Source organism: Streptomyces sp. NPDC017890, from assembly GCF_044328675.1.
Classification (GTDB): Bacteria; Actinomycetota; Actinomycetes; order Streptomycetales; family Streptomycetaceae; genus Streptomyces.
On sequence record NZ_JBIRHU010000007.1, the window covers coordinates 157,195 to 182,473 of the forward strand.

Annotated in this window: 20 protein-coding genes; 10 read left to right on the forward strand and 10 right to left on the reverse strand. The window is 73.4% G+C overall.

Annotation, left to right across the window (positions count from 1 at the left end):
• Positions 1–145: 145 nt before the first annotated feature.
• Together ACH4F2_RS11530 and ACH4F2_RS11535 are read right to left on the reverse strand one after the other, a co-directional pair.
• Positions 146–694, reverse strand: a complete 549-nt coding sequence (locus ACH4F2_RS11530) for an ATP-binding protein (RefSeq protein WP_398132498.1) — start codon at positions 692–694, stop codon at positions 146–148.
• A 184-nt stretch (positions 695–878) separates the two neighbouring features.
• Positions 879–1,202, reverse strand: coding sequence for a hypothetical protein (locus tag ACH4F2_RS11535; RefSeq protein ID WP_398132499.1), 324 nt, complete (start codon positions 1,200–1,202; stop codon positions 879–881).
• A gap of 341 nt (positions 1,203–1,543) precedes the next feature.
• Between ACH4F2_RS11535 and ACH4F2_RS11540 the strand changes: the two genes are divergently transcribed.
• On the forward strand, positions 1,544–2,668 hold the full coding sequence (locus ACH4F2_RS11540) for a PLP-dependent cysteine synthase family protein (protein WP_398132500.1): 1,125 nt from the start codon (positions 1,544–1,546) through the stop codon (positions 2,666–2,668).
• A 25-nt stretch (positions 2,669–2,693) separates the two neighbouring features.
• Here ACH4F2_RS11540 and ACH4F2_RS11545 read toward each other — a convergent pair whose 3' ends face one another.
• Both ACH4F2_RS11545 and ACH4F2_RS11550 read right to left on the reverse strand, forming a co-directional pair.
• On the reverse strand, positions 2,694–3,167 hold the full coding sequence (locus ACH4F2_RS11545) for an SRPBCC family protein (RefSeq protein WP_398132501.1): 474 nt from the start codon (positions 3,165–3,167) through the stop codon (positions 2,694–2,696).
• A 116-nt stretch (positions 3,168–3,283) separates the two neighbouring features.
• Positions 3,284–4,105, reverse strand: a complete 822-nt coding sequence (locus ACH4F2_RS11550) for a DeoR/GlpR family DNA-binding transcription regulator (RefSeq protein ID WP_398132502.1) — start codon at positions 4,103–4,105, stop codon at positions 3,284–3,286.
• 499 nt (positions 4,106–4,604) lie between these two features.
• On the opposite strand from ACH4F2_RS11550, the gene ACH4F2_RS11555 reads away from it, so the two are divergent.
• Positions 4,605–6,842, forward strand: a complete 2,238-nt coding sequence (locus ACH4F2_RS11555) for a hypothetical protein (RefSeq protein WP_398132503.1) — start codon at positions 4,605–4,607, stop codon at positions 6,840–6,842.
• 86 nt (positions 6,843–6,928) lie between these two features.
• On the opposite strand, the gene ACH4F2_RS11560 is transcribed toward ACH4F2_RS11555, so the two are convergent.
• Positions 6,929–10,258: a BTAD domain-containing putative transcriptional regulator gene (locus tag ACH4F2_RS11560; protein ID WP_398132504.1), complete on the reverse strand. Its 3,330-nt coding sequence runs from the start codon at positions 10,256–10,258 to the stop codon at positions 6,929–6,931.
• 365 nt (positions 10,259–10,623) lie between these two features.
• Between ACH4F2_RS11560 and ACH4F2_RS11565 the strand changes: the two genes are divergently transcribed.
• From ACH4F2_RS11565 to ACH4F2_RS11575, 3 genes are all read left to right on the forward strand, one after another.
• Positions 10,624–11,373, forward strand: coding sequence for an SDR family oxidoreductase (locus tag ACH4F2_RS11565; protein WP_398132505.1), 750 nt, complete (start codon positions 10,624–10,626; stop codon positions 11,371–11,373).
• A gap of 56 nt (positions 11,374–11,429) precedes the next feature.
• Positions 11,430–12,032 carry an NAD(P)H oxidoreductase gene (locus tag ACH4F2_RS11570; RefSeq protein ID WP_398132506.1) on the forward strand — a complete coding sequence of 201 codons (603 nt, stop codon included), beginning with the start codon at positions 11,430–11,432 and terminating at the stop codon, positions 12,030–12,032.
• Positions 12,033–12,280: 248 nt separating this feature from the next.
• A complete protein-coding gene (locus tag ACH4F2_RS11575) occupies positions 12,281–13,849 on the forward strand; it encodes an MFS transporter (protein ID WP_398132507.1) in 1,569 nt (522 codons plus the stop codon).
• Between the two features lie 159 nt (positions 13,850–14,008).
• Here ACH4F2_RS11575 and ACH4F2_RS11580 read toward each other — a convergent pair whose 3' ends face one another.
• The 4 genes from ACH4F2_RS11580 to ACH4F2_RS11595 all read right to left on the reverse strand — a co-directional run bounded on the left by ACH4F2_RS11580 (position 14,009) and on the right by ACH4F2_RS11595 (position 18,675).
• Positions 14,009–16,447 (reverse strand): right-handed parallel beta-helix repeat-containing protein, encoded by a 2,439-nt coding sequence (locus ACH4F2_RS11580; protein ID WP_398132508.1) that lies wholly within the window; start codon positions 16,445–16,447, stop codon positions 14,009–14,011.
• A 108-nt stretch (positions 16,448–16,555) separates the two neighbouring features.
• Positions 16,556–17,161 carry a hypothetical protein gene (locus ACH4F2_RS11585; RefSeq protein WP_398132509.1) on the reverse strand — a complete coding sequence of 202 codons (606 nt, stop codon included), beginning with the start codon at positions 17,159–17,161 and terminating at the stop codon, positions 16,556–16,558.
• 203 nt (positions 17,162–17,364) lie between these two features.
• Entirely contained in the window at positions 17,365–18,192 is an 828-nt protein-coding gene (locus ACH4F2_RS11590) for an MOSC domain-containing protein (RefSeq protein ID WP_398132510.1), read from the reverse strand.
• A 42-nt stretch (positions 18,193–18,234) separates the two neighbouring features.
• Entirely contained in the window at positions 18,235–18,675 is a 441-nt protein-coding gene (locus ACH4F2_RS11595) for a DUF6643 family protein (RefSeq protein WP_398132511.1), read from the reverse strand.
• A 296-nt stretch (positions 18,676–18,971) separates the two neighbouring features.
• Between ACH4F2_RS11595 and ACH4F2_RS11600 the strand changes: the two genes are divergently transcribed.
• Positions 18,972–20,258, forward strand: a complete 1,287-nt coding sequence (locus ACH4F2_RS11600) for a TerD family protein (RefSeq protein WP_398132512.1) — start codon at positions 18,972–18,974, stop codon at positions 20,256–20,258.
• A gap of 21 nt (positions 20,259–20,279) precedes the next feature.
• Here the strand turns inward: ACH4F2_RS11600 and ACH4F2_RS11605 are convergent, their stop codons facing one another.
• A complete protein-coding gene (locus ACH4F2_RS11605; protein ID WP_398132513.1) occupies positions 20,280–21,488 on the reverse strand; it encodes a glycosyltransferase in 1,209 nt (402 codons plus the stop codon).
• A 39-nt stretch (positions 21,489–21,527) separates the two neighbouring features.
• On the opposite strand from ACH4F2_RS11605, the gene ACH4F2_RS11610 reads away from it, so the two are divergent.
• From ACH4F2_RS11610 to ACH4F2_RS11625, 4 genes are all read left to right on the forward strand, one after another.
• Entirely contained in the window at positions 21,528–22,313 is a 786-nt protein-coding gene (locus ACH4F2_RS11610) for a glutamate racemase (RefSeq protein WP_398132602.1), read from the forward strand.
• A 79-nt stretch (positions 22,314–22,392) separates the two neighbouring features.
• Positions 22,393–22,935 carry a hypothetical protein gene (locus tag ACH4F2_RS11615; RefSeq protein WP_398132514.1) on the forward strand — a complete coding sequence of 181 codons (543 nt, stop codon included), beginning with the start codon at positions 22,393–22,395 and terminating at the stop codon, positions 22,933–22,935.
• A 137-nt stretch (positions 22,936–23,072) separates the two neighbouring features.
• Positions 23,073–24,686 (forward strand): apolipoprotein N-acyltransferase, encoded by a 1,614-nt coding sequence (lnt, locus tag ACH4F2_RS11620; protein WP_398132515.1) that lies wholly within the window; start codon positions 23,073–23,075, stop codon positions 24,684–24,686.
• A gap of 68 nt (positions 24,687–24,754) precedes the next feature.
• Complete coding sequence (locus tag ACH4F2_RS11625) at positions 24,755–25,234, forward strand: NUDIX hydrolase (protein WP_398132516.1); 480 nt, start codon at positions 24,755–24,757, stop codon at positions 25,232–25,234.
• Positions 25,235–25,279 lie beyond the last annotated feature (45 nt).

A 25,279-nucleotide genomic window follows, 5' to 3' on the forward strand; every position in this document is an offset into this window, starting at 1 on the left:
CGGAGGCGGCGCGCCGCTGGTCCGCGCCCGGTCGTCGCAGGGGGTGAAACTGCGGCTGTCGAGGCCTGCAGAGGGCCCAGGCCTCCGGGAGTCCGCACCCGACGACACTCCGCCGCACGGCCGGCAGCGGAGGGTCACCGCCCGGTCAGCCGGCAACGGCCGACCGGGCGGGAGCGGGTTGGGGTCTGCCCAGGTCGACCGCGTGCTCGACCTTCCCGAACGCGGCGGCCGGCACCTCCTCCACCAGGCGCCGCGGCGGGCGCGCGGAGACGCGTGGCGCGGCGGGCGGCGGGGCGGTGACGGCCGTCGGGAGCGTGAACCAGACGACCTTGCCGGACTCGCCGTCCGGCCGGGCGCCCCAGCTCTCGCTCATCGCGGCCACCATGGAGAGCCCCCGCCCGCAGGTCGCGAGCGGTTCGGCGTCGTCCACCACGGGCAGGCGCGGATCGTGGTCGCGCACGGAGACGGTGAGCCGGTCCAGGATCAGCTCTATCTCCACGGTGCACGTCTTGTCGGGCCGGGCATGCAGGTGGACGTTGGTCAACAACTCCGTCACGCCGAGCGCGGCCCGGTCGATCAGGGAATCCATATGCCAGTAGCGCAATTGCGCAGATACGATTCTGCGGACCTGGCCGATCCGCGACGGCAGGGCTTGGAGCTCCACCGTGCAGTGTCTGCTTGGGTGACTGATCACGGCTGCGACTCCCCGACATAGAGGTCCGGAAGAACACGGAGTTCGGATCCAGCAGGGCGCACGCGGCGCATCGCCGCCTGCTGTCATGGCCGGCGGGCTGGTTCGCAGCGTTATCGCCGGTAAACCCAGAGTGACGTGAGACCAGCGTGACGCAAGGGGTAGGGCACCGCAACTTACGGACATTTCAACCGCGGTGTCCGGCCGCCCTGCGCACCGCCTCGATGAAACGGCGGGCCGCGGGCGGACCCGGCTCGCCCGGCGCGGGGTCCCGCTCGCCGAGGGTCAGCAGGTATCGCTTGCCGTTGAGGTCGGCGAGGGCACGGTCCTGAGGGGCGAACCAGGGACGGGACGCGCGCACCGCCTGCACCGGAGCGCTGTCGATCTCACTGCCGTAGCTGGTGAGCAACTCCAGCCTGCCACCGCTGATCCGGACCGTTCCGGCCCGGGTGAGTGAGCGCAGTCGCTTGCCGATCCGCACCCCCGTGGCCCTGAACTCCGGCTCCGCCATGCCGTCGCCCCCTCGTGCGCGTCGGTTGCCGGACCGTGCACCTCGGTGCGCCCGGTACCGGCTCGTGTCGTGCTCCAGTGTGCGCCCGCGGCGGGAACCGGTCCCGCCCGCTGGCAGTCTGCCCGCACCGCGCGCCGAGCACCAGTACGCGCCGCCCCTTTCCGGAGGCGACCGGAGCACTCGCGTGAATGCGCCCCCACCGGGCCGGGCGTCGGCATCCAGGAGTGTCTTTGGGCCGCCCAAAGGTGTGTTTATGCAGGTGAGAAGCGTGTGGAAGGTGCTTATGATCGAGGCGCCGGCCGCCCGACGCGCCGTCGGCGCGCAGCGTAAGGAGCCCCGTCGTGAGTACCCCCCAGCAAACCCGCACCGGTGCCACCCTCGACGTCGACCACAGCGACACGACGTACCGCGCATGGCTGAAAGAAGCCGTGCGCAAGGTCCAGGCCGACGCCAACCGCTCGGCCGACACACACCTGCTCCTCTTCCCGCTGCCCGAGCCGTGGGGCATCGACCTGTATCTGAAGGACGAGTCGACCCACCCCACGGGCAGCCTGAAACACCGGCTCGCCCGTTCGCTCTTCCTCTACGGTCTGTGCAACGGCTGGATCCGGCCCGGCCGCCCGGTGATCGAGGCGTCCAGCGGCTCGACGGCCGTCTCCGAGGCGTACTTCGCGAAGCTGATCGGCGTGCCCTTCATCGCCGTCATGCCGCGCACGACCAGCGCCGAGAAGATCCGTCTGATCGAGTTCCACGGCGGGCGGTGCCACTTCGTGGACGACTCCCGCCGGATGTACGAGGAGTCCGCCCGCCTCGCGGTCGAGACCGGCGGCCACTACATGGACCAGTTCACCTACGCAGAACGTGCCACGGACTGGCGGGGCAACAACAACATCGCCGAGTCGATCTTCCGGCAGCTGCGGCTGGAGCGGTTCCCCGAACCGGCGTGGATCGTCGCCACGGCCGGCACCGGGGGCACCTCGGCGACCCTCGCGCGCTACGTCCACTACATGCAGTACGACACCCGCGTCTGCGTCGCCGACCCGGAGAACTCGTGCTTCTTCGAGGGCTGGACCACCGGCGATCCGGACGTCACCTGCGACTGCGGCTCCCGGATCGAGGGCATCGGCAGGCCTCGTATGGAACCGAGCTTCGTGCCCGGCGCGATCGACCGCATGATGAAGGTGCCGGACGCGGCGAGCGTGGCGGCCGTCCGGGCGCTGGAAGGGGCCGTCGGCCGCAAGGCGGGCGGCTCGACGGGCACCGGACTGTGGAGCGCGTTGAAGATCGTCGCCGAGATGGTGGCCGAGGGGCGCCGGGGCAGCGTGGTGACGCTGCTGTGCGACCCGGGGGACCGGTACCTCGACAAGTACTACTCGGACACCTGGGTCGCCGAACAGGGTCTGGACATCGGGCCGTACACGGCGGCGATCGAGTCCCTGCTGCGCACGGGCGCCTGGCCCGGCTGACCCCGGACGAAGCGTGGGCCGTGCGCTACGGGCGGGTGAGCCGCCGGTCCAGCGAGGTGACCGCGTCCCGGAAGGCCCGCCCCAGGCCCGGACGCGCGCGGCCCAGCACGAAACGGAACGGCGCCGTACCGTCCGCCGCGAACGTCCACCGCACGCGCGTGCCGGTCCCGGCCGGCGCGAGCCGCCACTCCTCGGCCATGGCCCGGGCGCCGGGCGCGTTGGTGACGTCCACGCGGTAGGCGTACACCTCGGGCCGCTCGGCCGTCAGCACCGTCTCCACGAAGTGCGTACCGCCCTTGAGCCGGATCTCGCGCCCCGCCCCCTCGCCGATGGGCCGGGCGAACGTCACCGCCGAGAACCAGGCGGTCCACCCCGGCACGTCCTCGGCGAGCGCGCGGAAGACCGCATCCGGAGCCGCGGAGACCTCCCGTGCGAAGGCCAGACGTACCGGAGCCGTCCCGACGAAGTCGAGACCCACCGGACGCAAACGGTGAGCCATGGGCACCACCCCCTCGAGACGAGGCATACGCGGACGATCGGCCGGGTGGCGTCACGGTAGCCGGGGTCGCGCCGGGTGTCAGCGGGGCCAGGGCCGGGCAGCGGCGTTTGCCGAGGTCAGTCGGACGTCTCCGGCTCGCCCGCCACGACCAGCCCCAGGTGCTCCGCGATGTCCGCGCGGGCGTCCGCCGGCAGGCCCGCATCGGTCACCAGCGTGTCGACCTGCTCCAGTGCGGCGAACGAACTCAGGCCGACCACACCCCACTTGGTGTGGTCTGCGACCACCACGACACGCCGGGCGGAGTGCACCAGCCGCCGGTTGGTCTCGGCCTCCGCGAGGTTCGGCGTCGACAGGCCGGCCTCGGCCGATATCCCGTGCACGCCGAGGAACAGCATGTCGAAGTGGAGCGTCGCGATCGCCTGGTCGGCGACCGGGCCCACCAGTGAGTCGGAGGGAGTGCGCACACCGCCGGTGAGCACCACCGTGGCCGCGCCCTGCCGGGCCCCCGAGGTGCGCTGCGCCACGTGGAACACGTCGGCCACCCGCACCGAGTTGGTGACCACCGTCAGATCCGGCACGTCCACCAGCCGGTGCGCCAGCGCGTACGTGGTCGTACCGCCCGAGAGGGCGATCGCCGCACCCGGCGCGACCAGTTCCGCCGCGGCCCGCGCGATGTCCTCCTTGGCGGTCGGCTCCAGGCCCGACTTGGCCTCGAATCCCGGCTCGTGCGTACTCGCCTCGACCACTGGGACCGCGCCGCCGTGCACCTTCTCCAGCACGCCCTGCCGGGCCAGCGCGTCGAGATCGCGACGGACCGTCATGTCCGACACACCGAGCTGCCGGGTCAGCTCGTTGACCCGGACTCCGCCCCGACGGCGTACCTCGTCGAGGATCAGGGCGCGCCGCTGCTCCGCGAGGAGGTTCGGATTCTCGCCCACGTACGCTTCGGTCCTTTCGCCGCAAAACCGCCCGACACGTCCGGCGCACTCGCTCCGACTGGAAACTCTCCCGGCTCCGGTGCGCGGACGTCCCATACTCCCACGCCCCGCCATGAGCCGCGCCACCACCCGCCCGTCGCGCTCATGTCACATCACGCCCGTCCCGGTGTCACCTGTGACACGGTTCGGGGAGATTCCGTGCCGGGGGGTGTACGGCGCTCGCTCAGCGGAGATCCTTGTGCCCGCACGGACAGAGCCGACGGGGCGTCACGGGGGAGTGCGGAGAGTGGAACAGGCACAGGATCGGACCGGGACGGGCGTCCAGGGCGCCCACGGACCGCGCGACGGAAGTGATCAGAAGGACCGGAGAGCCGGGAGTGACCGGAGCGACAGGGAAGACGGCGGAGACGGGGTAGACAGCCCAGACGGGAAAAGCGGGAGGACCGGTACCGCCCTGGAACTCCTGGTGCACGGAGTGGGCGGCACGACACCCGCTGAGATGCTGGACGACCCCCGGACCGTTCGGATCACCGGCGACCACGTCGCGGCCGTCTTCCGGCGCACCGAGGACGCCGACGCCGAAGCCCGGCCCGAGGACTACCGGGGACGGCCGGTGCCTGAGGCCTACGTCTGGTGCAACCTCACCTCCGGCAATGGCTCCCGCGCCCTGTGGCTGCTGCTCCTGCCGTTCATGGTGGTCAACCTCGCCCACTGGATGCGCCCCACCGCGCACGGCCGGATCCGGACGGTCCGCCTCTACGGGCTGCTGGTGCGGCTCGCGGGCCTGACCATGACGGTGCTGCTGGTCGCCGCGGCCTGCGAGGTAGCGCTCGACCTCGTGGCATGGCAGTGCGCGGGTACGCGCGCGTGTGCCGAGCGGCACTCCTGGCTGGGTTTCCTGTCACCCGAGATGTCGGACGGAGGCTGGTGGAGCACGCCCGGCCGCAGGCTCGCCCTGGCGGCCGCGGTGCCCGCCGCGCTCACCGGCCTGCTGTGGTACCTGTCGCTGCGCACCTGGCGGGCGTACGAGTCCCAGCAGCCGATGGACCGCGAGAGCGGACCCGAGGAGGACCTCGCCCGCACCGCCCTCGGACGGCCCGGGTTCTGGTACGGGCGCCGCCTGGTGGCCCGGCTGCGCGCCGCCCACACCGCCGCCGCCCTGCTGACCGTCGCCGCGGCCGTCGGCACGCCGGCCGCCGGCTTCGACCGCCGGCCGGGCGGACCGGCGCTGCTCGACACGCTCGGATGGATCCTGGAAGCCGCGCTGGTCACCGGGGCCGTCGCCGTGGTCGCGGTGGTCTGCCGCCGGGGCCGCAGCGAGAACCGTCTCGACCGGGAACTCGACGAGCGCCTCGTGCGGCGCCTGCCGCTCGCCGCCCTCGGCCTGTTCGTTCTCGCCCTGCTGTACGGCGGCTGGGCCCGCCCCCGGTGGTCGTCGGCCGGCCGGCTGCCGGGGGACATGACCTTCGGCGGCATCGTCACGGTGCAGGGCCTGCTGGTCATCGCCCTCGCCGTGGTCGCCCACCTGCTGTACCGCAGCCTCCCCGACGCCCGCGTCGCGATCCGCGGCCTCGGCGGCCCCGCCGTCGCCATGCTGGCGTGCGCGCTGGGCGGCGTGATGTCCGGCGGCGTCGCCCAGCGCGTGTCGGACTGGCTGGACGGCACCGGAACGTCCATCGACGGGCCGCCCGTCCTGCTGACCTGGCAGGCGTCCGTCATCCCGCCACTGCTCGTCGTCGTACTGCTGCTCTGCGCCGCGCTCGCCCGGCACACCTGGCGCCTCGCCCGCGCCGAACGGGATGCCGTGGAGGGCGACCACCCCGGCGAGGCCGGGGACCCGGGACGCACCCGGCGCATCGCGCTCTCCCGTGCCATGGCCACCCTCACCGACCGGGCGCCCCTCCTCATCGCCATCATCTCCGCCGCCACCCTGCTGCTGGGCGCCGGAGCCCTGGTGGGCGCCCTGACGACCGACCAGGTGCCCGGCGACGCCGCGCGCGGCACGTACGCCGTCGTGCACGGCGCCGCGCAGACCGCGCAGGCGCTGGGCTCCTGGCTCATCGGTCTCGGTTTCATACTGTTCGTCACCTGGGGCAGGCGGGCCTACAAGGACGCCTCCGCGCGGCGCACCATCGGCATCCTGTGGGACGTCGGCACCTTCTGGCCGCGCGCCGCCCACCCCTTCGCACCGCCCTGCTACGCCGAGCGCGCGGTGCCCGACCTCACCTGGCGGATGGCGACCTGGACCCGGGCCACCGGAGGGCGGCTGGTCATCTCCGGGCACTCGCAGGGCAGCGTCCTCGCCGCCTCGGCGGCCTGGCAACTGGAGCCGTCGGCCCGCAGACGGGTCGCCCTGCTCACCTACGGCTCCCCGCTGGAGCGGTTGTACGGCCGCTGGTTCCCGGCCCACTTCGGCCCGGCCGCACTCGGCTCGCTGCACGAGGAGGTCGACTGCTGGCGCAACCTGTACCGGCGCACCGACCCCATCGGCGGTCCGATGCGGCTGCCCGGCGACTCGGGCCCCGCGGTGGACCGCGCCCCCCTCAAGGACCCGCTGACGTACGGCCGCACCGAACTCCACCCGCTGCCCGCGCCGATCCTGGGCCACTCCGACTACCAGGCCGACCCGGCCTTCGCCGAGGAGCGGCAGCGTCTGCTGGCCCGGCTGCGCCCGGAAGTACCCGAGCCGCGCCACACCGCCGACGGTGAGCGGCCTGGTTCGAGGCGCACTTCGTGACCGGAGGTCGCGGATGGGCCGGGCCCACCGTGGCTGGGCCCCGCGACCTCAGCCACCGATGCGGCCCGTGGCACGCGTGAGGCCCTTCACCGCCGGTCGGCGTGTCTCTCCTTCGACGCGTCGTGGACGGGCTCCGGCTGCTCCGCGGCAGAACGGGGCGACGGGCGGTCGGGGTTCCTTGCGGCAGGCCCGCGGAGGGCCGGCTGCCGGCCCTCCGGCGCCCGCGACGCGCGGGTGCGCGCATGTGCTGCCTCCGGTGACAGGGACTCGCCCTGCGCGAAGGTGTCCGCGAACCTCGCCGCGCCCAGGACGGCCGACGCCGCGGCGGTGGCCCGGTCGACGTCCAGGCGCTCCGCGGCCGGGAGCGGGGCGCCCGTGGCGGCGCGGGCCGCGGAGGCGGAGCCGAGGAGGAGCGCCGCCGCTTCGGCCCGGCCCGCGAGGGCGAGGGCTGCGGCGAGGCCTTCCAGGGCGAGGGCGACGGCCCGGGGGTCGCCCGTGGTGAGTGCCGTTTCGTAGCCCTCGTCATGGAGGGCCAGCGCGTCCCGCGCGTCGCCGCGCAGCTCGGCGACGAACCCCAACTCGGCCAGAATCAGCGCGTTCGCGCCGTCGAGACCGACTTGGCGGTGCCAGTCCAGGACCGTACACAGCCGTGTCCCGGCCTCGTCGAGGAGCCCTTCGCGCCGCGCGCCGAGGCCGAGCCCCAGCTCCGCGTTGATCTCGCCCGCGCGGAAGCCGAGTTCGGTGGCGAGGCGCCGGGACCGCTCGTGGTAGTCGCGTGCCCCGCCGAAGTCTCCGACGAGCAGCGCCGTCCGTCCGAGCCCGGACAGCAGGTCCGCGGCCTGGGTGGAGAGACCGAACGCCTCGGCGGTGTCCAGGCCGTCCTGCCGCAGCCGGGCCGCCCGCGCGTAGTCGCCGTGGATCTCGGCCACAGCCGTCAGCGGGTACACCGACCACAACTGTCCGCAGGCGTCGCCGACTTCCCCGAAGAGCTCCACGCTGCGCCCCGCGTCGGCCTCCGCGCCGGCCAGGTCCCCGCGCAGGAGACGGTGCACGGACCGGTCGGCCAGGGCCGCCGCCTCGCCCCAGCGCTCACCCCTCGCCCGGAAACCGCCCAGCGCCGCCCGGGTGAGCGCCTCTCCCTCCAGGAGGCTCCCCGTCCCGCTCAGCGCGTGCGCCAGGAACCACTGGGCCCACGCCGTCACGACCGGATCAGCGAGCTGTTCGCATGCCTTGAGCGCCGTCTCGATCCGGGCCGCCCGGTCGGTGCCGTCGCCGGTCAGGACGGCCAGGCCGGTCTGCCACACGCCGGCCTTCACCCGCAGCGCCGCGTCCCCACCGGGCAGCGCCAGCGCGGCGGTCACCGAGCGCCGCGCCTCACCGAGCCGGCCCCGCAGGATCCAGTACCAGGACAACGCGTCCACGAGACGGAGCGCGTGCCCCGTCTCGCGCCGCTCGACCGCACCCTCCAGGGCCCAGCGAAGATTGGCACTCTCGTCGTCCAGCCGCGTCAGCCACACGTCCTGCCGGGGTCCGCGCAGTCCGGGATCGGCGGTCTCCGCGAGCCCTGTGTAGTGGTCGAGGTGCCGCCCGCGTACCGCCTCCAGCTCGTCCGCTTCCCGCATCCGCTCCACGCAGTACGCGGACACGGACTCCAGCAGCCGGTACCGGGGGCCGCGCGCCCCGTCGACGGCGACCACGAGCGACCGGTCCACCAGCCTCACCAGCAGGTCCAGGACGTCCACGCGGTCGACTCCGTCGTACGCGCATACGTCCTCGGCCGCCTCCAGCGTGCAGCCCTCGGCGTGCACGGCGAGCCGCCGCAGGACGGTCCGTTCGGGCCCGGTCAGCAGTTCCCAGCTCCAGTCGATCACCGCGCGCAGTGTCCGCTGGCGGGCGGGCACACCGCGACGGCCGACGTCGAGCAGCCGGAACCGGTCGTCCAGCCGCTGCTGCAGCCCGTGGACGCCGAGCGCGCGCACCCGGGTCGCGGCCAGTTCGAGGGCGAGGGGGATGCCGTCCAGTCGGCGGCAGATGGCGGCGACCGTGTCCGCGTTGGACGCGTCGAGCACGAAGCCAGGCGCAGCGGCCGCGGCACGCGCCGCGAACAGCTCGACCGCGTCCCGGGGGGCGAGTGGCGGAACGGGCCACAGGGTCTCTCCGGCCAGTGCCAACGGCTCCTGACTGGTGGTCAGTACGGTCAGCCCGGGGGCCGACCGCAACAGCAGTTCCACCAGTTCCGCGGCCTCGTCGATCACATGCTCGCAGTTGTCGAGGACGAGCAGCATCCGCTTGTCGCGCAGCACCTCGGCGAGCCGGTCCGCCACGCCGAGTGGCCGTCCACCCTCGGGCCGTACGCCCCAGGTCCCGTCGTCCCGCAGTTCCAGCGCGGCCGCGACGACCTCGGCGAGGTCGCCGGCGGATCCGGCGAGCTCGACCAGCCACTCACCGTCCGGGAACGTACCCTCCACCTGCTCGGCGACGGCGACGGCGACCGCGATGCGGGTCTTGCCGACGCCTCCGGGGCCGGTGACGGTGACCAGCCGTCGGATGGCGAGGAGTTCCCGTAGGTCGGTGACCTCGCCCTCCCGGCCGATCAGACCGCTGAACGGGGCGACGACGTTCGTCCGGGTACGGACGGGAGCAGGGCCGGGAGGTGCGGCATCGGCACCCAGCTCCGGGTCCTGCACGAGCATCGCCCGCTGCAGCCCGGCCAGTTCGGGGCTCGGGTCGAGACCGAGCTCGTCCGCGAGCCGGCCCCGCAGCTCCTCGTACCCGGCGAGCGCCTCGCTCTGCCGGCCGGACCGGTACAGGGCCCGCAGCTGCACGGACCGCAGCCGTTCCCGCAGGGGGTACCGCTCGACGAGCTCCGCCAGCTCACCGGCGAGCACGGCGTGCTCCCCGCTGTCGAGCCGTGCCTCGGCCCGGCCCTCGAGAACGGCGAGCCGGTCCTCCTCCAGCCGGTGCGCGGCGGCCCGGACGAAAGCCTCTTCGGCGAAGTCCGCGAACGCCGGCCCCCGCCAAAGGGCCAGCGCGTCGGCGAGGAGCCGGGCCCGCACGCGCGCGTCCCCCTCGGCCCTGGCACCGGCGGCCAGCCCCGCGAACCGGTCCGCGTCGAGTGCTCCCTCAGCCACGACCAGCTGGTAGCCGGGAGCCCGGGACACCACCAGGTCGCGACCGCCCGGCTCGGCCTCCTCGAGGACACGGCGCAGTTGGGAGACCTTCGCCTGGAGCGCCCTGGTCGGGTTGCCCGGCGGCTCGTCACCCCACAGGTCGTCGATCAGCCGGTGGGCCGCCACGGCCCGCCCGGGGTCCACGAGCAAGGAGGCGAGCAGGGCCCGCACCTTCAGCTCCGGCACCCGCACAAGCTGCCCGGCATCGGTCCATACAGCGGTCTCCCCCAGCACCCCGAATCGCATGACGCAACGGTAACCCGGGCCTCGGACACCGCTGTTGGAGACGGCGGTCGGGGAACGGCCGTACCGGTGCCTGCCGACCCCGGCTTCCCGCCACGACGGGCCGCGCCCAGCAGCCGTACGGGACGGCCGCTCCCGGTCGTCACCGGCCACCGGCACCCGCCCGGCCGCCACCGGCGACGTCAGGTCGTCACCGCCCGGCGGCACCAGCCCGCCAGCGGCTGCGAAACCCGCACCCGGCCTCGCGAGAGCACCGAAACCGGTTCCGAACAGAGCCATAACACCGTCCGAGCCCGATCCGATGCACCGCGTCCCACAGTGTTCCCCACAAGCCACGAGGCACCGAGCCCTTCGAAAGGACCCCCATCATGAACGCGCTCAACGGCAAGACCGCTCTCGTCACCGGCGCCAGCCGCGGCATCGGCCGGGCCATCGCCCAGCGCCTGGCCGCCGAGGGCGCCCGCGTCGGCGTCCACTACGCCACCAACGAAACGGCGGCCAAGGAGACCGTGGCCGGCATCGAGGCGGCCGGCGGCACCGCCTTCGCGATCCGGGCCGAACTGGGCGTCCCCGGTGACGCGGAGGCCCTGTGGCGGGCGTTCGACGAGCACGCCGACGGCGTCGACATCCTGGTCAACAACGCGGGCATCGCCGGCCCCGGCCTGATCCACGAGGTCACCGAGGCCGACTACGACAAGGTCTTCGCCATCAACGCCAAGGCGCCCTTCTTCATCATCCAGAAGGGCCTGGAGCGGCTGCGCGACGGCGGCCGCGTCATCAACATCTCCTCCGGCGTCACCAAGGTCGCCTTCCCCGGCATGACCTCCTACGCCGCCTCCAAGGGGGCCGTGGAGGTACTGACCCTCACCCTGGCACAGACCCTCGGCCCCCGTGGCATCACCGTCAACGCCGTCTCTCCCGGCACCATCGAGACCGACATCCACCCCTGGATGGCCGACCCCGCCGCCAAGGCACACGCCGCGGGCTTCTCCGTCTTCAACCGCGTCGGTCAGCCCGACGACGTCGCCGATGTCGTCTCCTTCCTGGCCTCGGACGACTCCCGCTGGGTGACCGGTCAGAACATCGACGTCAGCGGAGGCAGCGGCCTCGGCATCTGACCTCCGTCGGCACACTCCCGCCCACCGCGCCCCACCCAAGGAGATCGGAGACTCCCATGCGTCACACCCTGCTGGTCCTGGCCCACCCCCGGTCCGACTCGCTGACCGCCCAGGTCGCCGGACATCTGCAGCTGCGCATCAAGGACGCGGGCGACACCCTGGACCTCCTCGACCTGTACGCGGAGGGATTCGACCCGCGGCTGACACCCGTCGACGAACCGGACTGGGAGGACCGGGAGAAGCGGTACTCGCCCGAGGTCCACGCCCACATGGACCGTCTCGCCGCCGCGGACGACATCCTCGTCGTCTTCCCGGTGTGGTGGTACGCACCGCCGGCCGTCGTCAAGGGCTGGATCGACCGGGTGTGGAACTACGGGTTCGCGTACGGTCGCAGCAGGCCCCGGCTCGCCGGGAAACGGATGCTCTGGCTGGGCCTCGCGGGCGGCACCGACGGGGATTACGGGCGGACCGGCCTCGCCGGCGCACTGGACCTCCAACTGCGGGTGGGTGTATCGGAGTTCTGCGGGGTCGCCGAGTCGTCGGTGCGACTGCTGCACGGCACCGAGCTCTCCGGCGTCCCCCAGGCACTGCGGCCCGCACGAGTGGGCGAGGTACTCGAGGCCGCCGACGCCGCGCTGGACGAGCACCTGCCGCGCTGACGCCCACATCGGTCGGCCCACCCCCCTGAACGAGCCCCGTTCGCCGCGCCCCGGCGACCAGATGCCCGGCATGCTCCACCACTGCGCGAAGCGCCGCGGTCACCCCGGTAACCCCCCGGGTGGCCGCGGCGTTCGTCGTTCCCACGCCCCCGACCGGAGATCGGGGGCCAGGGGCGCCCCAGGATCCCCGAACACCACCGCAACACGGTCCGAGCCGAATCCGAAGCGCCGCCCCGCACAGTCGTCCCATGACTTCACCGACCACATCTCAGGCCCCCGGCAGGACAACCGGCACCGGCACCCGGCAATGGCTCGGGCTCGCCCTTCTCCTGCTCCCCGTGACCCTCATGACCGCAGACCTCGGAGTGCTGTGGCTGGCCACGCCGTACCTCACCGCCGATCTACAGCCCAGCGGTGCCGAAGTGCTCTGGATCACCGACATCTACGGCTTCCTGACGGCCGGCACCCTGGTCATCATGGGCACACTCGGTGACCGCATCGGCCGCCGCAGGCTGCTGATGATCGGCTCGGCCGGATTCGTCCTGGCGTCGCTGGTCGCCGCGTACGCCCCGAGCCCGGAGGTGCTGATCGGCGCCCGCGCGGTGCTCGGCATCGCCGGTGCGGCCGTGCTTCCCTCCACGCTCGCCCTGATCAGCCACATGTTCGCCGACCCGCGCCGGCGCGCGACCGCCATCGCGATGTGGGTGACCGCGCTTTCGGTCGGTCTGGCAGTCGGACCGGTGGTCGGCGGGGTGATGCTGGCGAACTGGTGGTGGGGTTCGGTCTTCCTGATGGGTGTGCCCGTCATGCTGCTGGCGCTGGTCGCGGCCCCGATGCTGCTGCCCGAGTACCGTGATCCGACCCCGGGACGGCTGGACCTGATGAGCGTCGCACTGTTCCTGCTGGCCGTCCTGCCGGTGGTGTACGCGATCAAGAGCCTGGCCTCGGCCGCCTCCCCCTGGGAGCCCGCCGTCGCCTTCGCGGCCGGTGGGGTCGGCATCGTCGCGTTCGTGCGCCGGCAGAACCAGCTGGCCGCACCGCTGCTGGACCTGCGGCTCTTCCGCGACCGGGCCTTCACCGGCGCGCTGCTCGCCCTGCTGCTGGGGATGACCGCCCTCAACGGTGTCGAGTACCTCGTCCCGCAGTACCTGCAGGCCGTGGCGGGCCAGTCGCCGCTGGAGGCAGGACTGTGGCTGCTGCCCGGAGCGGCCGGCCTGATCGCGGGCTCCCAGCTGACCCCGGTCCTCGCCCGCAGGTTCCGCCCGGCGTACGTCCTGATCGGCGGCCTGCTGCTGTCCCTCATCGGATACGCCGCCATCGCCCTGGCCGAAGGGGTCCTGACCGTCTCGCTCGGACTCGCCGTGATCATGTTCGGAGTCGCCCCGATCAGCGTCCTGGGCACGACCCTGGCGGTCGGCTCGGCACCGGCCGAGAAGGCGGGTGCCGCCGCGGCGACCGGCCAGACGGCCTACGACCTCGGCCTCGCCCTCGGTATCGCCGTCACGGGCACGGTCGCGGCCGCGGTCTACCGTGGCGAGATGCCCCACGAGGCGCCCGCCGCGGCCAAGGACACCGTGGGTGCCGCGATCGCCACCGCGGAACGCCTGCCCGACGGCGCCCCTCTCCTGGCCGCCGCGAAGGACGCCTTCACCGCCGGGCTCCAGACGGCAGCCACCGCGAGCGCGGCTTTCGCCCTGCTGACGGCGGTCCTGGTGGCGGCACTGCTGCGCCACGTCCCTCCGGTCGGCGAGGTAGCCCCCGACGCGACACGGCAGCCGGACACGGAGGACGCGCGACTGGCCGCGTCGACCCACTGAGGTCGCGTGACGGGAGCGGTCCGCCCGACGATGACGATGCCCGCTCGCCGGACTGTACCGGCCTGCCGCGGTGAGCCGTTCGACGACGACGTCGAACGGCTCACCGCGCCGTTCGTCGTCGTGAGCCGCTTGACGGGCCGAAGGGGAGTCCGGCGCCGGCTACGGCAGCTCCGGCAGGTCCTCGGCGTAGAGCAGCGTCAGGTCGTCCGTGCTGGGGTCGGACAGCTGGGCGACCCGGCTCGCGTGCCGTTCCACCATCGCCTCGAAGGTCTGGCGGGCGGTGCGGCCGTTGCCGAAGGCCGGGCCCTTGGGGATCGCCGTGAAGTACTTTGTCAGCGCCTCGGCCGCGCCCGGCGCCAGCCGGTACTCGTGCTCGTCGGCCTGCTGCCCCACGATCCGCAGCAGCTCCTCTGGGCCGTAGTCGCCGAAGGTGATGGTCCGTGAGAACCGGGACGCCACTCCGGGGTTGACGGACAGGAAACGCTCCATCTCCGCCGTGTACCCCGCGACGATCACCACGACCGCGTCCCGCTGGTCCTCCATCAGCTTCACCAGCGTGTCGATGGCCTCCTTGCCGAAGTCCCGGCCCGCGTCCTCGGGGGACAGCGCGTAGGCCTCGTCGATGAACAGCACGCCGCCGTGCGCCCGCTGGAACGCCTCCTGGGTACGGATCGCCGTGGAGCCGATGTGCTCGCCGACCAGGTCCACCCGCGACACCTCGACGAGGTGGCCCTTGTCCAGGACGCCGAGCGACGCGAGTATCTCCCCGTAGAGGCGGGCGACCGTCGTCTTGCCGGTGCCCGGGGAGCCGGTGAAGACCAGGTGTCGCTTGACCGACGCGGCCTTCAGGCCCGCCTGCTGCCGGCGCCGGCCCACCTCGATCATGTCGGTTAGGGCCCGCACCTCGCGCTTGACGCTGTCCAGGCCGACCAGCGCGTCCAGTTCGCCGAGGACGGCCTTCGAGGTACGCGTCGGTTCCTGCGGCCCGCCGCCAGCGACCAGCGGCTCCTGCTCGGTGCTGCGCTGCCCGGGGATGGAGCCCAGCAGGCCGGGGGAGTGGCTGACCGTCTGCACGACCGGTTCCGGCGCGGCAGGCGGCGTCAGACCACCGCTCTCGTCGCTGGTGCAGTCCTCGACGAGCGGGCCGGAGTCGTAGGCCGTGTCCGGGCCGCCGTCCGCGAACTCGTAACCGCCGCGCGCGCAGCGCTCCGTACGGCACTTCCGCAGCGTCGTACGGCAGCCGTCGATCACATGGAAGCCGTAGCCGGCGCTGCCGGTCACGCGGCAGTTCAGGAAGCTGCCGCGGCCTCCGGCCGACACGTAGACGCCCGCCTCCGAGGGGGAGTCGACCGTGCAGCGTTCGATGGTGGGGTCGGCGCCCTTGGTGACGATCACGCCGGTGCGGTTGCCGTCCAGGGTGCAGTTGTTCAGGGTGCCGCCGCTGCCGTGGTCGCGGAACCACGCGCCCGTGGCCGCGTCCCGGATGCGGCAGTCGTCGAGCTGCGCGGTGGCGCCGTCGCTCACGGACACGGCCGTGTTGCGCACCTGGGACAGATCACTGTCGACGACGTCCGCGCGGGATCCGCGGTCCAGTACGAACAACGCGTCAGGGACGTCGTGCACCCGGCAGGAGTCGAGCACCGCCGTCGCGCCGTCACTGACCCAGACCGCCGGGTAGTCGCCCGTGCTGTCGAAGATCTCGCACTGGTTGGCGTCCACCCGCGTGCCCGGATCCCACACCGACAGGCCGTTGCGCCCGAACTGCCGCACGGTGGTGCGGGTCAGGGTGAGGACGGAGCGGGAACGCAGGTCGACCGCGTTCTCGGGGATCTCGTGGATGCGGCAGTCGGCGAGCGTGAGCACCGCGTCCGTGTCGAGCGTGACGCCGTCGCCGGTGGTGCGGTGCACGTCGCAGTCGGTCATATGAGCGGTGGCCCGGCCGGTGACCTGCACGCCGCTGCCCCGCACCTCGTAGACCTCGCAGCCCACGGCCTCCAGCGCGGAGCCCTCGCCCGTCGCCGTCAGGCCGGAACCCGCGGCGTGGTGGATCCGGCAGCGCTCCAGCCGCGGGTGCGCGCCGGAGCGCACCGCGACGCCCGCCTGACCGGCAGAGACGACCTCGCACTCCTCGAACACACCACCCCCGCCGTCGAGGACGGCGATGCCGACACCGGCGGGATTGTCGACGCTGCAACGCCGCACCGTCGGCCGGGCGCTGCCGCGCACCTCTATCCCGGACGCGGAACGCGTGACCACCCGCAGTCCCAGCAGCTCCGGTGTGCCCTCCTCGACGAGTACCGCGGGCGCCGCCGCGTCCTGGCCCTCCACGTGCAGTTCCTGCACCACCGCCGAGGCGCGCACGGTCAACGGGACGCCGTCGACGGGCGCGATCCGCACGGAACCCTGGGCGCCCTCCGGGCCGCGCAGGGTCACCGCCCGCTGGACGACGAGGTTCTCCCGGTAGGTCCCGGGGGCGATGGTGAGGACGTCACCGTCGGCCGCGGCCTCCAGGGCGGCGGCGAGCGATGCGTACTCACCCGTGCGGCGCCGCCACCGCGAGGTGCCGGTGTGCGTCACCTGGACCGTGCCCTGTGCCATGGCGTTGCTGTGCCCCCACCTCGTCGTACGCGGGTCGTCGCCGATTCGGTTCGGCCGGTCCACCGTAGCGTGCGCACAGGTGGTGAGTTGACCGGAGGCGGAAGCCCGTCAGCTGCCCGCGCCGGTCCTGCCCCAGTCCGGGCCGGCCCGGTCCCACTCCTGCTCCAGGCGGGCGTACCGGCGGCGGACCATGCGCCACACGACGATCCGCCGGGCGGTCTCGACCAGGGCGGCGGCCGCCACGGCGGCGCCAAACCCGGCGAGCGCGGCGTGCGTCGTCGCGGTCCCGGAGTCCAGCGGTCGGGCCACCGTCCGGCCCCGCGCGTCCGTCCATATCGCGAAACGGTCGCCGGTGTCCGGATCGTCGACGCTTGTCATGAGGGGCCCCTCGTGGCGCGAGCCGTCCGGCGCCGTCCAGCCGGCGAGGACACGGCTGCGCAGGTCCCCGGCGGACGCGCCCTCGGGGTCGACGGTCAGCGGGGGACGCTCCAGCGCACGGACCACCGTGGCCGTGACGCGGTGCCGGGACTGGTGCTGCTCGCGCACCGACCGCTGCAGGGCGTCCTGCGCGGCACCGCCCACGAGCGTGCCGATCAGCGGGGCCAGGGACAGGATCAGCAGCAGTCCCGCCAGTGCCACCCAGGCCTCGGCCAGGTCGGTCGCGCGGCACAGGGCATTGTGCCGCCAGCGCCACAGCCCGCTGATCGCCCGCACGATCCGCACTCCCTCCCCGCTTCGCACCGCCCCCGGTCGAGCCGTTCACACGCGGGCCGGCCATGGAGAGAGCGCCGCTCGGCCTCGCCCCGGCTCGCCGCCGGTTGTCTCATGAACGTCTCGTCAAGGATCAACGCGCGGGCCGCGGGCCGGGTTCCCCGGTCCCCGCCGGTGTCCGGAACCCGCCCCGGGAGAGCGGCACGTCACTCGACGATCCGCACCGGGTCGCCGACCCGGACCGTGCCGCGGCCGGCCGGGACCAGGTTCTGCCCGAAGACCAGCTTGCCGTCGACGCGGCGGTGCCTTCCGAGGCTGTGCAGGGGCTCCCTGCCGCGCCCGGCGGTGCCCTGGTCGGTCGTCGTCACGACGCACCGCCCGCACGGTTTGACGACCCGGAAGGCGACCTCGCCGACGATGATGCGGGACCAGCCGTCCTCGGCCCACGGGCCGGTGCCGGAAACGACCACGTTCGGCCGGAAGCGGTTCATGGGCAGCGGGCCCTCGTCCGGGTGCTCGCCCTCGGCGATCAGGGAGTTGAGGGCGTCGAGAGAGGCCGTCGTCGTGAGCAGCAGCGGGAAGCCGTCGGCGAACGAGACGGTCTCGCCCGGCAGCGCGTACCGCGGGTCCACGGGCCGGCGCGTGGCGGGATCGTCCAGGTACACCAGCCGTACGTCCACTCCGAGGAAGGCGCTGCACCAGGCGTGCGCGGCCTCGTCCGCCGCGGGGAGCGCCTCCACCTTGTCGCGGAAGATCTGCACCACGACGGTGCCCGGCCCGTGCGGGACCGGCACCGTGAGCGGTTCCCGGCCGGGCGCGGACAGCCGGACGCCGCCGCCGGGCATGAGCTCGGCGGCGGCCAGGGCGAGGCGCGGCTGCTGGCGTTGTGTGACGACCCTTCCCCCGTCGTCGATCAGCATCCAGCGGCGGTCTCCGGCCAGCCCCCAGGGCTCCACGACGGCTTCCCGGAGCGGCAGGCTCCGGGTCGCCTTGACCGGATGGACGTGAATCGACTGCAGTCGCGCGTTCCCCATGAGGTCATCGTGCCAGGTGGCACCGACAACCCCGAGGGCGGCTCAGTAGCCGCGGTACTGCTGCTGGTTGTACGGGTCCTGATACGGCGCCGGGGCCGGCCGGGGGGCCGTGGGGCGCATCGCCTCGTACCCCGCGGGGCCGGGCGCGGCCGGGCGTGGCTGCTGCGGCTGCTGGGGTCCGGGATACCCGCGTGGCGCGGTCGCCTGGTGCGGGATGTAGGGGGCGGGGGCCTGCTGCAGCGGGGCGGGCTGCGGCGCCTGCTGCGGGTAGCCGTAGGAGGGCTGGGAGGGGCCCGCCGGGAGGGCGGGCAGCGCCGAGGGAAGCGCGGGCAGGTGGCTGCCCGGCGCGTCGTAGGCGGCGGGGACCCGGATCGGGGCGATCTGCGGGGTGCCCCGCTCGGCCACGAGCGAGTCGTAGATCGGAGTGTCCGGGAAGGAGGCGGAGTAGTAGCCGCCGCCATAAGTGGAGCGGGGGGAGGTCATGGAACATAAGTTAAGCCCACGATGTGCTGGTTGGGGAGACCGATAAGAGTGTTGTTTTCCGTGTCCGCGGTGACCAGGGATCCCCAATGCGAGCGAACTTGGCAAAATGGGGCGTCACGACACGCGTTCTTGGGGTAAAAGCCGAGTTCCGGGCGGGTTACCTGCGGTTGTCCGGACGTCTTCCCGCACTCCTTGCGAGGGGCGGACGGCGGGGGAATAGGTTGGGCGCGGACAACTCGGCCGGCCGTCGGGGGCAGGGCCCGGCTCGGTGACACGTGATGGGGGCGGACATGTCAATGTCGAAAGGATCGAACACTCCGGTGCCCACGACGGCGCTGCGGGTGGAACTGGGCTGGCGATCCGGCGTCGGCGTGCCCGACGCGGACGCGTCGGCCCTGCTCCTGGTGGGCGGGAAGGTCCGCTCCGACGCGGACTTCGTCTTCTACAACCAGCCGGCGCACTCCTCCGGCGCGGTCCGCCACGAGGGAAAGCGGGATGCCGGTGGCCGGGTGACCGACAGCCTGCTCGTCGATCTCGCGCGCGTGGAGCCCGCGATCGAGACCGTGATCCTCGCCGCGTCCTCGGACGGCGGACCGTTCGGGCGGATCCCCGATCTGTACATCGAGGTCCGCGACGCCGCGCAGAACACCGTGGCGGCCCGCTTCGACAACCCGGGCGCAACCGTCGAGACGGCCTTCGTGCTCGGCGAGTTCTACCGCCGCCAGGGCGCATGGAAGTTCCGTGCCGTCGGCCAGGGCTACGACAGCGGGCTGGAGGGCCTGGCCACGGACTACGGCATCTCGGTGGACGAGCCGCAGCAGGCGCCCCCGCCGGCACCGGCCGCCCCCACGGTCACCACGCCCCCGCCGGCACCCCCGGCCCCTCCCGTGCCCCAGCCGGCCGCCGCCCCGCCGCCCCCTCCGGCGGCTCCCTCCGCCGAACCGGTCCGCCTGACCAAGGTCACGCTCACCAAAGCGGCACCCTCCGTCTCGCTGACCAAGCAGGGCGGTACGTCGGGCGCCATGCGCGTCAACCTCAACTGGCAGGTGCGCAAGCAGTTCTCCGGCTGGGCCCGCAAGCTCGGCCGCCCGGTCGCCATGCACGACGACCTCGACCTCGACCTGTGCTGCCTGTACGAACTCACCGACGGCAGCAAGGGCGTCGTCCAAGCCCTCGGCAACGCCTTCGGGTCCCTGCACCAGCCGCCGTTCATCCACCTCGACGGCGACGACCGCACCGGCGCGGTGACGACCGGCGAGAACCTCACCGTCAACCTCGACCACAAGCAGCACTTCCGGCGCGTCCTCGTCTTCGTCACCATCTACGAGGGGGCGCGCTCCTTCGCCGACCTGCACGCCACGGTCACCCTCCAGCCGCAGTACGGCGCCCCGATCGACTTCTCGCTCGACGAGTGCACGGTCCCCTCGACGGTGTGCGCCCTGGCGCTGATCACCAACACCGGCAGCGACCTGGTCGTCCAGCGCGAGGCCCGCTACCTGGTCCCGGAACGCGGCGTGAGCCCGCAGCGGACGGTCGACCACGCCTACGGATGGGGCATGAACTGGACCCCCGGCCGCAAGTGAACCCCCTCCGGGCGCGGGCGCTCAGCCCTCCTCGGGCACGGCGCCCGGACGGGCGTAGGTGCGGCCCTTCCAGGCCGCACCGCGCCCCCGGTAGTGCTGCACCGCCGAGTCGACCGTCATCAGGAGGTACAGGAACGCGGTGAACGGCAGCAGCGGAGCGAGCCACAACGGCTGCCGGTAGTAGCGCAGCATCGGCACGTAGGTCCCCGCCATCACCAGCCACGCGGCGGCGCCCAGCACGGCCGTCGCCGTGCTCCCCGTCACCGCCCCCGCGACCACCGCCACCGGTGGCACGAGGTACACCAGGGCCAGGCCGGCGACCGTTCCGGCGAGCACCAGGGGGTTGTGCCGCAGTTGGGCGTACGCGCTGCGCGAGACCATCCGCCACAGGTCGTGCAGCCGCGGATACGGACGCACACTGTCCACCCGGTCGGCCAGGCCCAGCCAGACGCGGCCGCCGCCGCCCTTGACCGCCCGGGCGAGGGCCACGTCGTCGATGACGGCGTGCCGGATGGCGTCCGGGATCCGCGCCCGCTCGGCGGCATCGGTGCGCAGCAGCACGCAGCCGCCCGCCGCTGCCGCCGTTCCCCCCTTTCCGTCGATCCACCGGAACGGGTACAGCTGCGCGAAGAAGTAGACGAACGCCGGCACCACGAGCCGCTCCCACACGCTCTCCACCCGCAGCCGGGCCATCTGCGAGACGATGTCGAAACCGCCGGTGCGGGCCGCCGCCACCAGCCGGCCCAGACTGTCCGGCGCGTGGGCGATGTCGGCGTCCGTGAGCAGCAGGTACTCGGGCTCACGCGCGCGTGCCAGGTCGATGCCGTGCCGCAGGGCCCACAGCTTGCCCGTCCAGCCGGCGGGCGGCTCCCCGGGCGACGCCACGGTGAGCGGCAGGCCTTCCTGTCGCCGGGCCAGCTCGCACGCCAGCTCACCCGTCCCGTCCGTGCTGCCGTCGTCGATCAGGAAGACCTCCGCCCGCCCCGGGTAGCTCTGCGCGAGCAGCGACGGAAGGCTCGCGGGCAGGACCGCCGCCTCGTCGCGCGCCGGTACGACCACGCAGACGGAGGGCCAGGCGGCGGGTTCCTCCCGGGCCGGCAGTCCGACGTCCGTACGCCAGAAGAAGCCCCGGGCGAGCAGCAGCCACAGCCAGGCGGCGAGTGACAGGGCGGACACGACGGTCACGGGGGAAGTCCACGCATCGGCGCTCACGTGCGCAGTCTGCCCCACGACACCGGCCCGCAGCGGCCCATCGACTATGGTGGCCGGGTGAAGATCGCGCTCATGGACTCCGGAATCGGTCTGCTGGCGGCCACCGCCGCGGTACGGCGCCTGCGACCGGACGCGGATCTCATCCTCTCCCTGGACCCCGACGGCATGCCCTGGGGCCCGCGCACCACCGAGGACCTGACCGGGCGGGCCCTCGCCGTGGCCGAGGCCGCCGCCGCGCACCGTCCGGACGCCCTGATCGTCGGCTGCAACACCGCCACCGTGCACGCGCTGCCCGCGCTGCGTGCCCGGTTCGAGTCCGCGCTGCCGGTCATCGGCACCGTCCCGGCGATCAAGCCCGCCGCGGCCGGCGGCGGCCCCGTGGCGATCTGGGCCACGCCCGCCACCACCGGCAGCCCCTACCAGCGCGGTCTCATCGAGGAGTTCGCCGGCGACGTGACGGTCACCGAAGTGCCGTGCCCGGGGCTCGCCGACGCCGTGGAGTACGCGGACGAGAGCGCGATCACCGCGGCCGTCGCCGCCGCGGCCGCCCTGACACCCGACACGGTGACCACCGTCGTCCTGGGCTGCACGCACTACGAACTGGTCGCCGAACGCATCCGTGCCGCCGTGCAGCGCCCCGGCGCCCCGCGCCTCGTCCTGCACGGCTCCGCCGGTGCGGTCGCCGCCCAGGCGCTGCGCCGGATCGGCGCCCGCCCCGATCCCGGGGCCCCGGACAAGGGCACCCTCACCGTGCTGTTGAGCGGGCGTGAGGGCACGCTGCCCGCGCCCGCGCTCGCCTACGACGAGGGCCGGCTCCTGCGAGCGGTCACGCCGGCCCGCTGACCGGCGGGCACGCCCGGTCGGCCCAGTCACCCTGCGCGACGAGGTACGCGCGCAGCGAAACGTGAGTAATCTCGTATGCATGAGGCATCGCCACGGCGAGACCACCCCCCAGCCGGACGTCTGGACGGGACGTGCCACCAACCGGGTCCAATGGCTGCTGGCACTCATCGGCGCCGCCTGCGTGGCGTTCGGCATCGCGCTGGCCGTCGAATCGGCCTGGGAGTCCGGCGTCGCCCCGCTGGCCATGGCGGTCGTCGGCTGCATCGCGGCGGGACTGCTCGTGCTCTTCGGCACGCTGGCGTTCGTACACGTCGCGCTGAGAGTCGACGAGGAGTGCCTCGAGGTGCGCTGTGGCCACATCGGCGTGCCCCGTCGCCGCATCCCCCTCTCCCACGTCGTGGGCGCCGAGTTCGCCCCGCACGTCACCCCGCGCCACTGGGGCGGCTGGGGCTACCGCTGGCGGCCGGAGAAGGGCACCGCGGTCGTCGTACGGCGGGGGGAGGGCGTCATCCTGCGTCTGTGGGACGGACACACCTTCACGATCACCGTGGACGACGCGGAAGCGGCCGTCCAGGTCATCAAGGACCGACTGAGGCCCAAGGCGCCGGGGCCGGCGCACTGAGCGCACTCGGGGGCACCGGACCGGGCCGGGCCGGGCCGGCGACCGCGGCTCCGCCACCTCGTAAACGGGCCCGTGGCCTCGCGGCGACCGCGGACCGTACTGTCGGCGGCGTGGTCACCCGCCGTACACTCCGGGGGGTGACAGCCACCGCAACCTCCGTCGGCGAGTCGGACCGGACGCAGCCGCAGACGACGCCCGCCCCGCGTGCCGCCGCGCGGCTCCTGCGCCTCCTCCCGGCCGCCGCTGCCGCCCTCTCCGGAGTGCTGCTCTACGTCAGCTTCCCGCCGCGCACCCTGTGGTGGCTGGCCCTGCCCGCCTTCGGTGTCTTCGGCTGGGTGCTGCGCGGCCGTGGCTGGAAAGCAGGCCTCGGCCTCGGCTACCTCTTCGGCCTCGGCTTCCTGCTGCCGCTGCTGGTATGGACCGGCGTGGAGGTCGGCCCCGGGCCCTGGCTCGCCCTGGCCGCGATCGAGGCGCTCTTCGTCGCGCTGGTCGGCGCGGGCGTCGCCGCGGTCTCCAAGCTGCCGGCCTGGCCCGTGTGGTCGGCGGCGCTGTGGACGGCGGGCGAGGCCGCACGCGCGCGCGTGCCGTTCGAAGGCTTCCCCTGGGGCAAGATCGCGTTCGGGCAGGCGGACGGCGTGTTCCTGCCGCTCGCCGCGGTCGGCGGCACGCCGGTACTCGGCTTCGCCGTCGTCCTGTGCGGCTTCGGCCTCCACGAGGCCGTGCGCCTGGCCCTCCGGGCGCGCCGCACCGACGAGGTACGGCGGAGCGCGGCGGCGGTGGCTCTCCTCAGCGTGGCCGTACCCGTCGTGGGCGCCGTGGCAGCCCGGCCGCTGGTCAGCGACAAGGCGGAGGACGGCACGGCGACCGTCGCCGTGATCCAGGGCAACGTGCCGCGCGCGGGCCTCGACTTCAACGCCCAGCGACGGGCCGTACTCGACCACCACGCGCGCGAGACGCAGCGCCTGGCCGCCGAGGTCAAGGCCGGCAGGGCCGACCAGCCCGACTTCGTGCTCTGGCCGGAGAACTCCTCGGACATCGACCCCTTCGCCAACGCCGACGCGCGCCTCGTCATCGACCGGGCCGCCAAGGCGATCGGCGTGCCCGTCTCGGTCGGCGGCGTCGTGGAACGCGACGGCAAACTGCTCAACGAGCAGATCCTGTGGGACCCGGACAAGGGCCCCGTGGACACCTACGACAAAAGGCAGATCCAGCCGTTCGGCGAGTACCTCCCGCTCCGCTCGCTCATCGGGGCCATCAACGACGAGTGGACCTCCATGGTCAGCCAGGACTTCAGCCGGGGCACCGAACCGGGAGTGTTCACCATGGCCGGCACCAAGGTCGGGCTCGTCACCTGCTACGAGGCCGCCTTCGACTGGGCGGTGCGCTCCGAGGTCACCGACGGCGCCCAGATGATCTCCGTACCCAGCAACAACGCGACGTTCGACCGCAGCGAGATGACCTACCAGCAGCTCGCCATGTCCCGCATCCGCGCGGTCGAGCACAGCCGGACCGTCACCGTGCCGGTGACCAGCGGCGTCAGCGCGATCATCATGCCGGACGGGAGGATCACCCAGAAGACCGGCATGTTCGTGGCGGACTCCCTGGTCCAGGAGGTGCCCCTGCGCTCCTCCGAGACGCCCGCCACCCGGCTGGGCGTGGCGCCCGAGATCGCGCTGGCGCTGGTCGCGGCCGCCGGGCTCGGCTGGGCCGTCGGTGCCGGTGTGCGCGGGCGACGCGCCCGGAGCGTGTAGCCGTACGCCCGCCGCACGCCCCGCGACACCGCCGGAAGTGACCCGAGGGGCCCGTTAGGGTCGTACGCATGGCTACTCCCGACTTCATCCGCGACCTGCGCGCCTCGGCCGGACACCAGCTGCTGTGGCTCCCCGGAGTCACCGCCGTCGTCTTCGACGACGAGGGCCGGGTGCTGCTCGGCCGGCGGTCCGACAACGGACGCTGGTCACTGATCGGCGGTATCCCGGAACCGGGAGAGCAGCCCGCCGCCTGCGCGGTGCGCGAGGTCGAGGAGGAGACGGCCGTACGGTGTGTCGTCGAGCGGGTGGTCCTCGTCCAGGCGCTGAACCCGGTCACGTACGACAACGGCGACGTCTGCCAGTACATGGACATCACCTTCCGCTGCCGGGCCGTCGGCGGCGAGGCCCGGGTCAACGACGACGAGTCGCTGGACGTGGGCTGGTTCGCGGTGGACGCGCTGCCGGACCTCAGGGACTTCGGGCAGGCCCGGGTCAAGCAGGCGCTGTCCGACGCCCCCACATGGTTCGACCCCACTGGTTCCGTCTGAAGTATGGGGCGTGCCCACATGGGGGCCGGGGCGGACGCTGCCTAG

What these genes read in the sequence shown, in the direction of transcription:
- ACH4F2_RS11555 (WP_398132503.1), top strand. Translation starts at nt 4,605, where the DNA reads ATGCTGGACGACCCCCGGACCGTTCGGATCACCGGCGACCACGTCGCG.
- ACH4F2_RS11595 (WP_398132511.1), bottom strand. Translation starts at nt 18,675, where the DNA reads ATGACCTCCCCCCGCTCCACTTATGGCGGCGGCTACTACTCCGCCTCC.
- ACH4F2_RS11615 (WP_398132514.1), top strand. Translation starts at nt 22,393, where the DNA reads ATGAGGCATCGCCACGGCGAGACCACCCCCCAGCCGGACGTCTGGACG.
- ACH4F2_RS11600 (WP_398132512.1), top strand. Translation starts at nt 18,972, where the DNA reads ATGTCGAAAGGATCGAACACTCCGGTGCCCACGACGGCGCTGCGGGTG.
- ACH4F2_RS11565 (WP_398132505.1), top strand. Translation starts at nt 10,624, where the DNA reads ATGAACGCGCTCAACGGCAAGACCGCTCTCGTCACCGGCGCCAGCCGC.
- ACH4F2_RS11545 (WP_398132501.1), bottom strand. Translation starts at nt 3,167, where the DNA reads ATGGCTCACCGTTTGCGTCCGGTGGGTCTCGACTTCGTCGGGACGGCT.
- ACH4F2_RS11570 (WP_398132506.1), top strand. Translation starts at nt 11,430, where the DNA reads ATGCGTCACACCCTGCTGGTCCTGGCCCACCCCCGGTCCGACTCGCTG.
- ACH4F2_RS11625 (WP_398132516.1), top strand. Translation starts at nt 24,755, where the DNA reads ATGGCTACTCCCGACTTCATCCGCGACCTGCGCGCCTCGGCCGGACAC.
- ACH4F2_RS11590 (WP_398132510.1), bottom strand. Translation starts at nt 18,192, where the DNA reads ATGGGGAACGCGCGACTGCAGTCGATTCACGTCCATCCGGTCAAGGCG.
- ACH4F2_RS11535 (WP_398132499.1), bottom strand. Translation starts at nt 1,202, where the DNA reads ATGGCGGAGCCGGAGTTCAGGGCCACGGGGGTGCGGATCGGCAAGCGA.
- ACH4F2_RS11575 (WP_398132507.1), top strand. Translation starts at nt 12,281, where the DNA reads ATGACTTCACCGACCACATCTCAGGCCCCCGGCAGGACAACCGGCACC.
- ACH4F2_RS11560 (WP_398132504.1), bottom strand. Translation starts at nt 10,258, where the DNA reads ATGCGATTCGGGGTGCTGGGGGAGACCGCTGTATGGACCGATGCCGGG.
- ACH4F2_RS11580 (WP_398132508.1), bottom strand. Translation starts at nt 16,447, where the DNA reads ATGGCACAGGGCACGGTCCAGGTGACGCACACCGGCACCTCGCGGTGG.